Consider the following 13,685-nt stretch of genomic DNA (forward strand, 5'->3'; position numbering starts at 1 on the left):
AACCCGCAACCGGGCGTTCCGTGGGCGCCAGACCGACGAGGAGGACAGATCATGTCCCGGATTTCCCTGACCTTCCCCGATGGCAATGCGCGCGACTATCCCGCCGGCGTCACGGCCGCGCAGGTAGCCGAAAGCATCGCCCCCAGCCTTGCCAAGCGCGCGATCTCGGCCAGCCTGGACGGGCGGCATATCGACCTGCAATGGCCGATCACCCGCAGCGGCGCCATCAGCATCCACACGATGAAGGACGAGGCCCAGGCGCTTGAACTGATCCGCCACGATCTTGCCCATGTCATGGCCCGCGCCGTGCAGGAACTGTGGCCGGACGTGAAGGTGACCATCGGCCCGGTGCGCGATCAGGGATGGTTCTACGACTTCGACCGCGCCGAGCCCTTCACGCCCGAGGATCTGGGCCGGATCGAGGCCCGGATGAAGGAGATCATCGCCGCCCGCGACCCCGTCCGCACCGAGGTCTGGGACCGCGACCGCGCCGTGGCCCATTACCGGGACCGGAACGAGCCGTTCAAGGTCGAACTGATCGAGCGCATTCCCGAGGGCGAGGATCTGCGGATGTACTGGCACGGCCCCTGGCAGGATCTGTGCCGCGGCCCGCATCTGCAGAACACCGGGCAACTGCCCGCCGACGCCTTCAAGCTGACCCATGTCGCCGGCGCCTACTGGCTAGGCGACAGCACGCGCCCGATGCTGCAGCGCATCTATGGCGTGGCCTTCCGCAACCGCGACGACCTCAAGGCCCACCTGACCATGCTCGAGGAGGCGGCCAGGCGCGACCACCGCAAGCTGGGCCGCGAGATGGACCTGTTCCACATGCAAGAGGAAGCGCCGGGACAGGTCTTCTGGCACCCGAACGGCTGGAACATCTACACCACGCTGCAGGACTACATGCGCCGCAAGCAGCGCGCCGATGGCTATGTCGAGGTGAACACCCCCCAGGTCGTCAGCCGCACCCTCTGGGAGGCCTCGGGCCACTGGCAGAACTATCAGGAGAACATGTTCATCGTCGAGGTGGACGAGGATCATGCCAGGACCAAGACCGTCAACGCGCTGAAGCCCATGAACTGCCCCTGCCACGTGCAGGTCTTCAACCACGGCCTGAAATCCTATCGCGACCTGCCCCTGCGCATGGCCGAGTTCGGTTCCTGCAACCGCTACGAGCCCTCGGGCGCGCTGCACGGCATCATGCGGGTTCGCGGCTTCACCCAGGACGACGCGCATATCTTCTGCACCGAGGACCAGATCGAGGCGGAAACCCGGAAGTTCATCGAGTTCCTGGCCGGCGTCTATGCCGACCTGGGCTTCACCGACTGGCGCATCAAGCTGTCCACGCGGCCCGAGAAGCGCATCGGCAGCGACGAAAGCTGGGACCGGGCGGAATCCGCGCTTGGCAATGCCTGCAAGGCAGCGGGTCATGACTACGAACTGTTTCCCGGCGAGGGCGCCTTCTACGGCCCCAAGCTGGAATTCGTGCTGCGCGACGCCATCGGCCGCGACTGGCAATGCGGCACGCTGCAGGTGGACCCGAACCTGCCCGAACGGCTGGGCGCGGAATATGTCGGATCGGACGGCGCCAAGCACCGCCCGATCATGCTGCATCGCGCGGTCCTGGGCAGCTTCGAACGCTTCATCGGCATCCTGATCGAGAACAGCGCCGGCAAGCTGCCCTTCTGGCTGGCGCCGCGGCAGGTGGTGGTGGCCTCCATCGTGTCGGATGCCGACGCCTACGTGCACGAGGTCGTGGCGGCCCTGCGCGACGCGGGGCTGCGAGCCGAGGCGGACACCCGCAACGAGAAGATCAACTACAAGGTCCGCGAACATTCGGTCGGGAAGGTGCCGGCGATTCTTGCCATCGGCATGAAAGAGGTAGAGGATCGCAATGTGTCGGTCCGGCGGCTCGACCAGCAGGGCTCGCGCCAGTTGCCGCTGTCCGAAGCCGTGGCCATGCTGAAAGACGAAGCGACACCGCCCGATCTGCGGTGACTCCGAAACGGATTGAAGGTCATCGCGCGCAGTCCCCGGGTTCTGCGCGCGTTTCCTGCTTGCGTTTTTTAACGATCTCGTCCATCCTCTCTCTTGCGTGAGCGAAGCCTTTCTACCGCCTCCCTTTACGGGCAGCCGGAATACCGAAAGCGGGCTGCACGGCCTGACGCAATCCTGCGTCGGGATGACTTGAAGGAGAGAACGGTTATGGCGACCGGAACGGTGAAATGGTTCAACGCCACCAAAGGCTATGGCTTCATCGCCCCCGATGACGGCGGCAAGGATATCTTCGTCCACATCTCGGCGGTGGAACGCGCCGGGCTGACAGGTCTGAAGGACAACCAGAAGATCGCGTACGAACTGCAGTCGGGCCGCGACGGCCGCGCCTCGGCCAGCGATCTGAAGCTGCTCTGATCCGGCCTTGAACGGCTGCGAAACGGCCCGTTCGCGGGCCGTTTTCCTTTGCCGGAAGGACCACCCATGATCCCGCTGGACATCTTCGCGGATCCCGTCTGCCCGTGGTGCCTGATCGGCAAGCTGGAACTGGACCGCGCGCTTGAAAGCCGCGCGCTGCACCCGTTCCAGATCGCCTGGCACCCGTTCCGGCTGGACCCGCAGATGCCCGCAGGCGGGATGGACCGGATAGAATACCTGCGTGCCAGGCTGGGCCCGCGCGCCCACGAGGCGTCGCGCGCGGTCGCGGAACGGGCGGCGGCGCTTGGCCTGGACCTGAACCCTTCGCCCCGCCAGCCCGATACCACCGATGCCCACCGGCTGATGCACTGGGCAGGCCTTGAAGGCGCGCAGACGCGCGTGATGTCGGGCCTTCTGCGCGCCCACTGGCAGGAAGGGCGCGACATCGGCGACGCTTCGGAACTGGCCCGCATCGCTGCCGCGGCGGGCATGGACGCCGGCCTCGTGACCAGGCTTCTGGCCAGCGATGCCGACCGCGACGAGGTCGCCGCCCGCGAACGGCACGCGCGCGAGCGCGGCGTCTCGTCGGTGCCGACCTTCATCCTGGCCAACCGCCACGTCATCACCGGCGCCCAGCCGGCCAGCCTGTGGCGGCAGGTCATCGACGACCTGGCCGGGACGCCGAACTAGCTTGCGCCGGCTGACGCTCTCGGGCAAGGGAACGGCCTGACGAAAGGCCCCCGAATGTCCGTGACTGCCCCCGATGCCGGCGCGTCGCAGCGCCGCCTGCCGCTGGCCGAATTCGTGGCCATGATGGCGTTCCTGTTCGCCACCGTCGCCTTCTCGATCGACGCCATGCTGCCGGCGCTGCCCGACATCGCCGCCGAACTGACGCCCGAGAACGTCAACCGCGCCCAGCTGATCCTGACCACCTTCATGGCCGGCATGGGGATCGGCACGCTGTTCGCCGGTCCGGTGTCCGACGCCATCGGGCGCAAGCCCGCGATCTACCTGGGCGCAACCATCTATGTCGCCGCGACGCTGGCGGCGCTGTTCGCCCACTCGATCGAGTTCCTGCTGGCCGCCCGCTTCCTCCAGGGGCTCGGCGCCTCGGGGCCGCGGATCGTCGGCATGGCGCTGATCCGCGACCTTTACGCCGGTCGCGAGATGGCGCGGATCTCCAGCTTCGTGATGATGGTGTTCATCCTGATCCCGGCGCTTGCCCCGGCGATCGGGGCGGGCATCATCTGGTTCTCGGGCTGGCAGGGGGTCTTTCTGGCCTTCATCCTGTTCGCGCTGATCGGAACCACCTGGCTTGGCCTGCGCCAGCCGGAAACGCTGCCGCCCCCGGCCCGCCGTCCGCTGCGCGCCGCCCCCTGGCCGCGGCCGCGCGCGAGGTGCTGGGCGACCGGCAGGTGATGCTGTGCACGCTGGTGCTGACGCTGGGCTTTGCGCAGATGTTCGGGCTTCTCTCCTCGGCCCAGCAGCTGTTCGGCGAGGCCTATGGCAAGGGCGACAGCTTCCCCGCCTGGTTCGCGCTCATGGCGTTGCTGTCGGGTCTGGGGACGTTGCTGAACGCCACCTTCGTGATGCGCTTCGGGATGCGGCGGATCGCCCGGTGGGCCTATGCCATGCAGACCTGCGTCTCGTCGGTCGTGCTGGCGCTGACCCTGACGGATGCGCTGCCCGACGGCCTGCGCTTTCCCGCCTTCTTCTTCTGGGCGGTCAGCGTCTTCTTCATGGCGGGCGTGACCTTCGGCAACCTCAACGCGCTGGCGCTTCAGCGCATGGGGCATGTCGCGGGCATGGCGGCCTCCCTCATCGCCGCCCTCTCGACCATCGCGGCGACCCTGATCGCCGCGCCGGTCGGCCTGCTTTACGACGGCACGGCGATCCCGGCCATGACGGCGACGCTGGTCTGCTCAGCCTTGGCCTGGGTCCTGATGAAGCGCCTGCGGGATTGACAGATCCGCCGGGACCGACCTTCGCGTGGCGATCCGGGCATTGGCAAGATCGTTTTCCAGATGGGCCGCGATCTGGCGCGCATCCTTGCCATGGCCCTGCCACCGCGCGGTCAGGCGGCGCTCCAGTTCAGCCTCGGGCACGTCCAGCCAGATCCTCAGGTCGTATCGCAGCCCGTTCCAGGGCGGGCGGTCCAGCAGCAGGTAGTTCCCCTCGATCACGACGATGCGATGATGGGGCGCCACCACCCCTGCCCCGGCCACGGCGATCTCTCGGCTGCGGTCGAAGACGGGAAAGACGACCTCGGATCCCGGAACTGCCAGACGCCGGACCAGAGCCGCGAAGCCCTCGGCGTCGAAGGTCTCGACGGCGCCCTTGCGCGCCAGCAGCCCCCGGGCGGCCAGCACCCGGTCGTCCAGGTGGAACCCGTCCATCGGCACCAGCACCGCATCGTCCAGCCGGCCTGCCAGCCCCGCGGCCAGGGTGGACTTGCCCGATCCCGGCGCGCCTGCCACCGCAACCAGCACCCGCGTGCCCTCCAGCCCGCGGATCCGGGCCAGCAACCCCTGCCCATCTCCTGTGTCGAAATATCCTGGGGGAGTCCGAAGGACGGGGGCTAGCCCCCCTTCCCCGCCTATCACGCCGCGACCCCGTCCGGCACCCGCGCCCCGGTCATGTAGGCCACCGCGTCCGACATGCTGTGGTCCTTGGGGTTGATGACGCAAAGCCGGCGGCCCAGGCGGTGGATGTGGATGCGGTCCGCCACCTCGAACACATGGGGCATGTTGTGGCTGATCAGCACGATCGGGATACCGCGCGACCGCACGTCCAGGATCAGGTCCAGCACCCGGCGGCTTTCCTTGACGCCAAGCGCGGCCGTGGGTTCATCCAGGATGATGACGCGGCTGCCGAAGGCCGCGGCGCGCGCCACCGCGACGCCCTGCCGCTGGCCGCCGGACAGGGTTTCCACCGGCTGGTTGATGTTCTGGATCGTCATCAGGCCCAGCTCCGACAGCTTCTGGCGGGAAACGGCGTCCATCGCCGGCTTGTCCAGCATCCCGAACCACCTGCCCATGATGCCGTCGCGGCGGATCTCGCGGCCCATGAACATGTTGTCCGAGATCGAGAGCGCGGGCGACAGCGCCAGGGTCTGATAGACCGTCTCGATCCCGGCCCTGCGTGCCTCCAGCGGGCTGGCGAAGCTGACCGGCCTGCCGTCCAGCTGGATCTCCCCCTCGTCGGGCTGCACCGCGCCCGAGATCGCCTTGATGAGGCTGGACTTGCCGGCGCCGTTGTCGCCGATCACCGCCAGGATCTCTCCCGGATACAGGTCGAAGTCGGCGTGGTCCATGGCGGTCACGCGGCCATAGCGCTTGACCAGGTTGCGGGCGGACAGAAGCGGCTGGGTCATGACGAGATCTTCCTGATCCATTGATCGACGGCGACGGCAAGGATGATCAGCCAGCCCGTCGCGAACAGTTGCCACAGCACGTCCACGCCGGCCAGCCGCAGCCCCGAATTGAACACCCCCACGATCAGCGCCCCGATCAGCGGTCCCATGATCGACCCGCGCCCCCCGAACAGGGAGATCCCGCCGATCACCACCGCGGTGATGGATTCCAGGTTGGCCTCGAAGAACGAGGTCGGGCTGACCGATCCCACCCGGCCGATGGACGACCAGGCGGCCAGTCCGCAGATGACGCCGGCCAGCACATAGACCGACATCAGCACGCGCCTGGTCTGGATGCCCGCCAGGGCCGCGGCCTCGGGATCATCGCCCACCGCATAGACCCGCCGGCCCCAGGCGGTGTGATAAAGAGCGTACCACAGCACCGCGAAGACCAGGACCATCAGCAGCACGCCATAGGTCAGCACGGCGCCCCCCAGGGTGAAGCGCTCACCGAAGAACTTCAGCAGCGGGGCTTCGGCATCCAGGGTCTGGCTGCGGATCGTCTCGCGGTTGGAGAGGTAATAATTCAACGCCAGGAAGATATTCCAGGTGCCCAGCGTCGTGATGAAGGGCGGCAGCTTCAGGCGGGTCACAAGCGCGCCGTTCAGCGCGCCGGTGGCGCCGCCGACCGCCAGCCCGATCAGGATCGCGATGGGCACCGGAATGCCGAAGTCCACCGACAGCTTGCCCATGATGACCGAAACCATCACCATCACGGCGCCCACCGACAGGTCGATGCCCGCCGTCAGGATCACCAGCGACTGCGCCGCCGCCAGCGTGCCCACCACCGCGACCTGCTGAAGGATCAGCGACAGGTTGAAGGCCGAGAAGAAGTTGGGCGAAACCAGCCCGAAGGCCGCCACCGACAGGACCAGCACGATGACCGGAACCATCGTGGGATAGCGGTGCAGGAAATGCTGGATGCGGTCCAGCGTGCCGCGCGAATGGTGGTCGAAGCTGGCCACCTTTTCGGACGGATCGCGCGCGACCGCGGGATCGGGGGTGTGGGACATGGGGCTCTCCGGGGTTCAGCAGGGGCGGCCGCGATGGGCGGCCGCCCGGTTATCGGGACGTTCTCAGCCCCAGCACTGGGCCAGGCCCTCCTCGACGCTGATCGACGGCACCCCCTCGACCGGCTGATCCGTGACAAGGTTCACGCCCGTGTCGGTGAACTCCAGCCCCTCGGTCGCCTGCGGCTTGGTGCCGTCCTTGGCGAAGGCGGCGATCGCCTCGATCCCCATCGAGGCCATCTTCAGGGGATACTGCTGCGACGTGGCGCCGATCACCCCGGCCTTGACGTTCTCGACGCCGGGGCAGCCGCCATCGACGGACACGATGGTGACATTGCCCTCCATGCCGAAGGACTTCAGCGCCTCGTAGGCGCCTGCGGCCGCGGGTTCGTTGATGGTATAGACCAGGTTGATGCCCGGATCCTGCTGCATCAGCGCCTCCATCGCCTGACGGCCGCCCTCCTCGTTGCCCGAGGTGACGTCATGGCCAACGATGCGGGGGTCGTCCTCGTCCCCGATCACGTTTTCGTCTTTGACATCGATGCCGAAGCCTTCCAGGAACCCCTGGTCGCGCAGCACGTCCACCGAAGGCGAACTGGCCGACAGATCCAGCATGGCGATCTTGGCATCGGCCGCGGCATCGCCCATCTTGCCCGCCGCCCAGGCGCCGATCAGGCGGCCTGCCTCGCGGTTGTCGGTGGCGAAGGTCGCGTCGGCCGCGTCGATCGGGTCCAGAGGCGTATCGAGCGCGATGACCAGGATGCCGGCGTCCCGCGCCTGCCCGACCGATTCGGTGATGGCCTTGGTGTCGGATGCGGTGATCAGGATGCCCTTCACCCCCGCCGCGATGCAGCTTTCCATCGCCTGCTGCTGGGTTTCGTGATCGCCGTCGATCTTGCCGGCGAAGGTCATCAGTTCGATGCCCAGTTCCTGCGCCTTCGCCGTGGCGCCTTCCTTCATCTTCACGAAGAACGGGTTGATGTCGGTCTTGGTGATGAGACAGGCCTTGACCGGATCCTGGGCGGCGGCGACGCCGGCCGACAGGGCCAGCACCGATGCGGCCAGCGACAGGCCAAGCGAAGACTTAATGATCATTGCAAAACTCCTCCGAATGGCGGCACCTCCTCCGCCTCTGCGTTCCCAGAAAGCATGAAGCGTTTCCTCTTGTCAATAAATCAATTCTGTTGACTAATGCGGTTCAGGAGACAGCCGCCATGCTCAACGACCCCAAGCCCCGCCTCGACCTCAGCCGGAACGAGCGTCTGGTCCTGTCGCTGATCCGCAAGCGTGCAGCCCTGCCGCGCGCCGCCCTTGCCCAGGCCACCGGCCTGTCGCCGCAGGCCATCACGAACCTGACCAGGCGGCTGATCCAGAACGGTTTCGTGGACGAAGGGGCGGTCGTCAGGGGCAAGGTGGGCCAGCCCTCGACGCCCCTGTCGCTGGCGCCGGACGGGGCGTTGTTCCTGGGCCTGAAGCTGGGCCGCCGGCTGGTCGAACTGGCCCTGGTGGATTTCACCGGATCCATAAAGATCCACCGGCAGGAGATATACCCCCACCCGACCCCCGAACGCATCGTCGGCTTCGCCCGCCACGGCATCGCCACGATGCTGTCCTCTCTGGACGATCCGTCGCGAATCGCCGGCCTGGGGATCGCCATGCCGTTCCGCCTGTGGGACTGGGGGGCCGAGATGGCGGGCTGGCGCGGCTTCGACCTGGCCGCCGAACTGGCCGGCAACGTGCCGTTTCCGGTGTTTCTGGAAAACGACGCCAGCACCGCCTGCGCGGCGGAACTGATCTTCGGCCGCCTGAACCTGCCGCGCGACTTCGTCCACCTCTACATCGCCCATTTCGCCGGGGGCGGCGTGGTGCTGGATGGCAGGCTGCGGGTCGGACCCGCCCGCAATGCCGGGGCGCTGGGGTCGATGCCTGTCCCGGGCGGGCGGCAGTTGCTGGACGTGGCCTCGGTCTCGACGCTGGAGGCGCGCCTGGGCCACCCGCTGCAGCCGGACGACACGGGCTGGGTGGTCCCCCCGAGATCGAGCGGCCGTGGATCGCCCAGTCGGCCGACGCCCTGGCCTTCGCGGCGATCGCGGCGACGGCGCTTCTGGACATCCCGGCGGTGGTGATCGACGGCGCCGTTCCGCCCGCCACCCGCGCGGCCCTGGCACGGGCCACCCGCACGGCGATCGAGGCGCTGCCGGCGGCCGGCATAGACCGGCCCGCGGTCCTGGAGGGCAGCCTGGGCCGCGGCGCCCGCATCTTGGGCGCCGCCGCCCTGCCGCTGGCGCATTTCTTCGAACCGGACGGATCGCTGACTTGACTCTGCCGGCCCTGCCCTTATAAGGCCCGCTTCCATTGGTGTTGGTGGACCCCGCAAGGGGAAGCCTGTCGGGCCGAAAGGCCAAAGGACAACGCCCTTCGATGACACATGAAGGAGATCAGCGGTGACGAAACGCACCTCTGCCAAGTACAAGATCGACCGCCGCATGGGCGAAAACATCTGGGGCCGCGCCAAGTCCCCGGTCAACCGCCGCGAATACGGCCCCGGCCAGCACGGCCAGCGCCGCAAGAACAAGCTGTCGGACTTCGGCACCCAGCTGCGCGCCAAGCAGAAGCTGAAGGGCTATTACGGCGACCTGACCGAAAAGCAGTTCCGCCGCATCTATGCCGAGGCCGAGCGCGTCAAGGGCGACACCGGTGAGAACCTGATCGGCCTGCTGGAGCGTCGCCTGGATGCCGTCGTGTATCGCGCCAAGTTCGTGCCGACCATCTGGGCCGCGCGCCAGTTCGTGAACCACGGCCACATCACCGTCAACGGCCAGCGTGTCAACATCGCGTCCTACCGCGTCAAGGAAGGCGATGTCGTCGCCATCCGCGAACGCTCGCGCCAGCTGGCCATCGTGCTTGAGGCCGTGAGCCTGACGGAACGCGACGTGCCGGACTATCTGGAAGTGGACCACAACAAGATGACCGCGACCTTCGTGCGCACCCCGGCCCTGGGCGACGTGCCCTACGCCGTGGTGATGGAGCCGAACCTGGTCGTCGAATACTACGCCAAGAACTGATCCGGTTCTGGACGCTATTGCAGATCGGGCCGCCCTTCGGGCGGCCCTTTCCATTTGCCTAAACTTGTCCGCACGATCTGGTTGCCGTGATGGCGCGTTCCGCTAGCGTCATCCCGGACATGATTTCAGCATAGGCTTCCAGATGGCGCGTATTCAGCTTTACAGGTCATTCAACCTGACCGGCTCGACCTCCTACGATGGTTTCGAATGGGGTGCGGGCGAAGACTACATCACCTATGATGACGGATGGCGCCTGGATACGGAATTTGCTGGCTATGACCGCCTCCGCGTGATCGGACTGTCGCGCGACGGGGAAGACGTCCTTCGGATGGACCGGTTCCTGTTGAACACCAATACGCTTGACGCGGATCGCGCGGTCGGGACGGGCAATATCCAGCCGTTCATCAGGGCCATCCTGGGCGGCGCAGATCAGATCCTGGGATCGGCGGGGTCTGATCGCGCATCAGGCATGAATGGCCACGACCGGATCGACGGACGTGCCGGCAACGACATCCTGAATGGCGGAGCAGGCCAGGACACGCTGATCGGCGGAGCCGGCAACGATACCCTGAGAGGCGACGGGGGCAACGACCTTCTTCAGGGGGCCGCAGGCCGGGATTCCCTGTTCGGCGGCTTGGGCAGCGACCGGCTTCACGGCGGCCAGGGCAATGATGCGCTTGAAGGCGGTGCGGGGGCCGACCGCCTGGATGGTGGTAGTGGCGCGGACCGCCTTCTCGGCGGGGCCGGTGACGATACCCTCCAGGGTGGTGCAGGCGCAGACGATTTTGTCTTTGCGGCCGGCGACGGACGGGATCGGGTTGCCGACTTCGCCGCCGGAACGGACCGGATCGTTTTCGCTTCGGGGGCGGACGGCATGGCGGATCTGTCGATCAGCGACATCGGCCGTGATGTCCGGATCACCTATGGAGACAGCGTGATCGTCATGGCCCGGGTCGAGCCCGCCGAACTGACCGAGGCGGATTTCGTCTTTCTCTAGGAAGGCACGACGACCTGCGGAAATCGGCTCTTTCCATGTGCCGGCCCGGTGACTAAACCGGGCGGCGCAAAGGATACCAGCATGACGCAGATCACCCCGAAGCCCGGCATCATGGACATTGCGCTGTATGTCAGCGGCGAAAGCCGGCTGCCGGGGCGCGGCGAGGTGCTGAAGCTGTCCTCGAACGAAAACCCGCTGGGCTGCAGCGAACGGGCGCGCGCCGCCTATGCCGCCGCGGCGGGGGATCTGCACCGCTATCCGAATACCGATCACGGCCCCCTGCGCCGCGCCATCGGCGAGGTCCACGGCCTCGATCCCGACCGGATCATCTGCGGCGTGGGCTCGGACGAGGTGCTGCAGTTCGTGGTCCACGCCTTTGCCGGCGCGGGCGACGAGGTCATCACCACCCAGCACGGCTTTTCCATGTATCCGATCCTGGCGCGGATGGTGGGCGCGATCCCGGTCACGGTGCCGGAAACCGAACGGCGCATCGACATCGACGCCATCTTGGCCGCCGTCACCGACCGCACGCGCGTGGTCTTCATCGCCAACCCCGCCAACCCGACCGGCACGATGCTGACCCCCGCCGAGGTGCAGCGCCTGATCGACGGGCTGCCGCCATCTGTCCTGCTGGTCCACGACGGCGCCTATACCGAATTCGCCGCGGGCGCCGATGGCGGGGCGGGGCTGGTGGACCGGCATCCCAACGTCATCATGACCCGGACCTTCTCGAAGATCCACGGGCTGGGCGGGCTGCGGATCGGCTGGGGCTATGCCAGCCGCCCGGTCATCGACGTGCTGAACCGGATCCGGCAGCCCTTCAACCTGTCGAACGCGCAGATGGCCACGGCCGAGGCCGCGGTCCGCGACACCGCCTTCCGCGACCGCTGCGCCGATCTGAACGCGCGGATGCGCGACCGCCTGCGCGCCTCGCTGATCCAGATGGGCATCGGCTGCGACGAAAGCTTCGCCAACTTCGTCCTGGCCCGCTTCGCCGACGCGGCCGAGGCCGAGGCCGCCGATACCGCGCTGCGCGACGACGGGATTCTGGTGCGGCGGGTGGCGGGCTATGGCCTGCCCGCCGCGTTGCGCATCACCGTGGGCGACGAGGCCGGCGTGACGCGCGTGATCGACAGCCTGGGCCGCTTCAGGGCCGGCCGGAGGCAGGCATGAGCGTCCTCTATGACCGCGTGGCCCTGATCGGGCTGGGCCTGATCGCCGGGTCCATGTCCCACGCGATCCGCGACAAGGGCCTGGCCCGCGAGGTGGTGGGTCATGCGCGCAGCGCCCAGACCCGGGACATCGCCCGCGACATCGGCTTGTGCGACCGCGTCGAAGACACCGCGGCCGAGGCCGTGGCGGGTGCCGATCTGGTGGTGCTGGCCGTCCCGGTGGGGGCGATGGGCGATGTGGCGGCGCAGATCGCGCCGCATCTGAAGCTTGGCGCGACGGTGACGGATGTGGGTTCCGTCAAGCAGGCGGTAATCGACGCGGTGGCCCCGCATATTCCCCCCGGGGTTCACTTCGTCCCCGGCCACCCCCTTGCCGGGACCGAACATTCTGGACCGCGCGCGGGCTTTGCCAGCCTGTTCCAGAACCGCTGGTGGCTGCTGACGCCGCTGCCGGGGGGCGATCCGCAGGCCGCCGCCCGCCTGTCCGATCTGGTTCGCGCGATGGGCGCCAAGACCGACAACATGGATCCTGCCCATCACGACCTGGTTCTGGCCGTGACCAGCCACGCGCCGCATCTGATCGCCTACACGATGGTCGGGGTGGCCGACCACCTGCGCCGCGTCACGGACGAGGAGGTGATCCAGTATTCCGCCGCGGGTTTCCGCGACTTCACGCGGATCGCCGCCAGCGACCCCACCATGTGGCGCGACGTGTTTCTCCACAACAAGGAGGCGACGCTGGACATCCTGGGCCGCTTCACCGAGGAGCTGTTCGTGCTGCAGCGCGCCATCCGCATGGGCGACGGCCAGCAGCTGTTCGACTATTTCACCCGCACCCGCGCCATCCGCCGCGGCATCATCGAAGCGGGCCAGGACACCGCCGCGCCCGATTTCGGCCGCGTCGCGCCGACGCGCTAGGCCCAGCCCGGCCGCCCTTCCAACCCGCGCTGCGCTGTCCTAACTATGGCGCAATCAATGGGTTTTCGGCAGATGCGCAAGATAGAGTGGGTCTTCGGTTACGGGTCGCTGATCTGGGATCCGGGCTTCGTGCCGGTCGAAACCGTCCGCGCCTGGGTGACCGGCTATGCCCGCAGTTTCTGCCTGCGCTCGATCCAGCACCGGGGCACGGCCAGCCTGCCCGGGCTTGTCCTTGGCCTGGACGAACAGCCCGGGGCGGAATGCGGCGGGCTTGCGCTGCGCGTCGCCGACCACGACCACGACGAGGTGCTGGCCTATCTGCGCGCCCGCGAACTGGTCACCGACGCCTATCAGGAGGCGATCCTGCCCCTGCGGCTCGAGGATGGCCGCCAGGTCGAGGCCCTGGCCTACGTGATGCGGCGCGATCACGTGCAGTATGCGGGCGGCCTGCCCCTGGACGAACAGGCGCGGATCATCGCGCGGGCGCAGGGGGGCGCGGGCCCAACGCCGATTATCTGTTCAACACCGCCGCCCACCTGACGCGGATCGGGCTGGGCGACAGGGATCTGGACCGGCTGTCGGATCAGGTGCGCAGGCTTCTGGAACAAGGCGCTAAGCCCGCAGGCTGAGTCGGATCGCTTGGCAAGGCAGATGCCGCGCCCTACACTTGGTCCCGAACAGTTCCGGCGCAGGGGAAGG

13 protein-coding genes and 2 pseudogenes are annotated in these 13,685 nt (G+C 67.7%); 11 read left to right on the forward strand and 4 right to left on the reverse strand.

Features of this window, described 5'->3' with window-relative positions:
* The first annotated feature begins 51 nt into the window (after nucleotides 1-51).
* The 4 genes and pseudogenes from thrS (at nucleotide 52) to ACZ1HC_RS13630 (ending at nucleotide 4,376) form a co-directional block, all read left to right on the forward strand.
* On the forward strand, nucleotides 52-1,998 hold the full coding sequence (gene thrS / locus ACZ1HC_RS13615; protein WP_472700435.1) for a threonine--tRNA ligase: 1,947 nt from the start codon (nucleotides 52-54) through the stop codon (nucleotides 1,996-1,998).
* A 207-nt stretch (nucleotides 1,999-2,205) separates the two neighbouring features.
* Complete coding sequence (locus tag ACZ1HC_RS13620) at nucleotides 2,206-2,412, forward strand: cold-shock protein (protein ID WP_089388183.1); 207 nt, start codon at nucleotides 2,206-2,208, stop codon at nucleotides 2,410-2,412.
* A gap of 66 nt (nucleotides 2,413-2,478) precedes the next feature.
* Entirely contained in the window at nucleotides 2,479-3,102 is a 624-nt protein-coding gene (locus ACZ1HC_RS13625) for a DsbA family oxidoreductase (RefSeq protein WP_472700436.1), read from the forward strand.
* 120 nt (nucleotides 3,103-3,222) lie between these two features.
* Nucleotides 3,223-4,376, forward strand: a pseudogene (locus ACZ1HC_RS13630) (multidrug effflux MFS transporter).
* Here ACZ1HC_RS13630 and ACZ1HC_RS13635 read toward each other — a convergent pair.
* The 4 genes from ACZ1HC_RS13635 to ACZ1HC_RS13650 form a co-directional block, all read right to left on the reverse strand.
* Entirely contained in the window at nucleotides 4,335-4,937 is a 603-nt protein-coding gene (locus ACZ1HC_RS13635) for a nucleoside/nucleotide kinase family protein (RefSeq protein WP_472700437.1), read from the reverse strand. The pseudogene ACZ1HC_RS13630 and the gene ACZ1HC_RS13635 sit on opposite strands and share 42 nt — an antisense overlap.
* A gap of 74 nt (nucleotides 4,938-5,011) precedes the next feature.
* Nucleotides 5,012-5,785, reverse strand: coding sequence for an ATP-binding cassette domain-containing protein (locus ACZ1HC_RS13640; RefSeq protein WP_472700438.1), 774 nt, complete (start codon nucleotides 5,783-5,785; stop codon nucleotides 5,012-5,014).
* The gene (locus ACZ1HC_RS13645; protein ID WP_472700439.1) at nucleotides 5,782-6,837 is read right to left on the reverse strand and encodes an ABC transporter permease; all 1,056 of its coding nucleotides are present in this window, start codon (nucleotides 6,835-6,837) and stop codon (nucleotides 5,782-5,784) included. Before ACZ1HC_RS13645 ends, ACZ1HC_RS13640 begins: the two co-directional genes overlap by 4 nt.
* 63 nt (nucleotides 6,838-6,900) lie before the next feature.
* Nucleotides 6,901-7,929 carry a substrate-binding domain-containing protein gene (locus ACZ1HC_RS13650; RefSeq protein WP_472700440.1) on the reverse strand — a complete coding sequence of 343 codons (1,029 nt, stop codon included), beginning with the start codon at nucleotides 7,927-7,929 and terminating at the stop codon, nucleotides 6,901-6,903.
* Nucleotides 7,930-8,048: 119 nt separating this feature from the next.
* Here ACZ1HC_RS13650 and ACZ1HC_RS13655 point away from each other — a divergent pair, with 119 nt between their 5' ends.
* The 7 genes and pseudogenes from ACZ1HC_RS13655 (at nucleotide 8,049) to ACZ1HC_RS13685 (ending at nucleotide 13,615) form a co-directional block, all read left to right on the forward strand.
* Nucleotides 8,049-8,960, forward strand: a complete 912-nt coding sequence (locus tag ACZ1HC_RS13655) for an ROK family protein (protein ID WP_472700441.1) — start codon at nucleotides 8,049-8,051, stop codon at nucleotides 8,958-8,960.
* Nucleotides 8,957-9,154, forward strand: coding sequence for a hypothetical protein (locus tag ACZ1HC_RS13660; protein ID WP_472700442.1), 198 nt, complete (start codon nucleotides 8,957-8,959; stop codon nucleotides 9,152-9,154). The genes ACZ1HC_RS13655 and ACZ1HC_RS13660 overlap by 4 nt, the downstream gene beginning before the upstream one ends.
* 124 nt (nucleotides 9,155-9,278) lie before the next feature.
* Nucleotides 9,279-9,899: a 30S ribosomal protein S4 gene (gene rpsD, locus ACZ1HC_RS13665; protein ID WP_472700443.1), complete on the forward strand. Its 621-nt coding sequence runs from the start codon at nucleotides 9,279-9,281 to the stop codon at nucleotides 9,897-9,899.
* Between the two features lie 142 nt (nucleotides 9,900-10,041).
* Nucleotides 10,042-10,896 carry a calcium-binding protein gene (locus ACZ1HC_RS13670; protein WP_472700444.1) on the forward strand — a complete coding sequence of 285 codons (855 nt, stop codon included), beginning with the start codon at nucleotides 10,042-10,044 and terminating at the stop codon, nucleotides 10,894-10,896.
* An 81-nt stretch (nucleotides 10,897-10,977) separates the two neighbouring features.
* Entirely contained in the window at nucleotides 10,978-12,069 is a 1,092-nt protein-coding gene (gene hisC / locus ACZ1HC_RS13675; RefSeq protein WP_472700445.1) for a histidinol-phosphate transaminase, read from the forward strand.
* On the forward strand, nucleotides 12,066-12,986 hold the full coding sequence (locus ACZ1HC_RS13680) for a prephenate/arogenate dehydrogenase family protein (RefSeq protein ID WP_472700446.1): 921 nt from the start codon (nucleotides 12,066-12,068) through the stop codon (nucleotides 12,984-12,986). Before hisC ends, ACZ1HC_RS13680 begins: the two co-directional genes overlap by 4 nt.
* A gap of 72 nt (nucleotides 12,987-13,058) precedes the next feature.
* Nucleotides 13,059-13,615, forward strand: a pseudogene (locus ACZ1HC_RS13685) (gamma-glutamylcyclotransferase).
* Nucleotides 13,616-13,685 lie beyond the last annotated feature (70 nt).

Source organism: Paracoccus sp. BR5-17, assembly GCF_055693925.1.

Coding starts and splice junctions, on each gene's coding strand:
- ACZ1HC_RS13640 (WP_472700438.1), bottom strand. CDS start 5,785: ATGACCCAGCCGCTTCTGTCCGCCCGCAACCTGGTCAAGCGCTATGGC.
- ACZ1HC_RS13645 (WP_472700439.1), bottom strand. CDS start 6,837: ATGTCCCACACCCCCGATCCCGCGGTCGCGCGCGATCCGTCCGAAAAG.
- thrS (WP_472700435.1), top strand. CDS start 52: ATGTCCCGGATTTCCCTGACCTTCCCCGATGGCAATGCGCGCGACTAT.
- ACZ1HC_RS13680 (WP_472700446.1), top strand. CDS start 12,066: ATGAGCGTCCTCTATGACCGCGTGGCCCTGATCGGGCTGGGCCTGATC.
- ACZ1HC_RS13670 (WP_472700444.1), top strand. CDS start 10,042: ATGGCGCGTATTCAGCTTTACAGGTCATTCAACCTGACCGGCTCGACC.
- ACZ1HC_RS13650 (WP_472700440.1), bottom strand. CDS start 7,929: ATGATCATTAAGTCTTCGCTTGGCCTGTCGCTGGCCGCATCGGTGCTG.
- hisC (WP_472700445.1), top strand. CDS start 10,978: ATGACGCAGATCACCCCGAAGCCCGGCATCATGGACATTGCGCTGTAT.
- ACZ1HC_RS13655 (WP_472700441.1), top strand. CDS start 8,049: ATGCTCAACGACCCCAAGCCCCGCCTCGACCTCAGCCGGAACGAGCGT.
- ACZ1HC_RS13620 (WP_089388183.1), top strand. CDS start 2,206: ATGGCGACCGGAACGGTGAAATGGTTCAACGCCACCAAAGGCTATGGC.
- ACZ1HC_RS13625 (WP_472700436.1), top strand. CDS start 2,479: ATGATCCCGCTGGACATCTTCGCGGATCCCGTCTGCCCGTGGTGCCTG.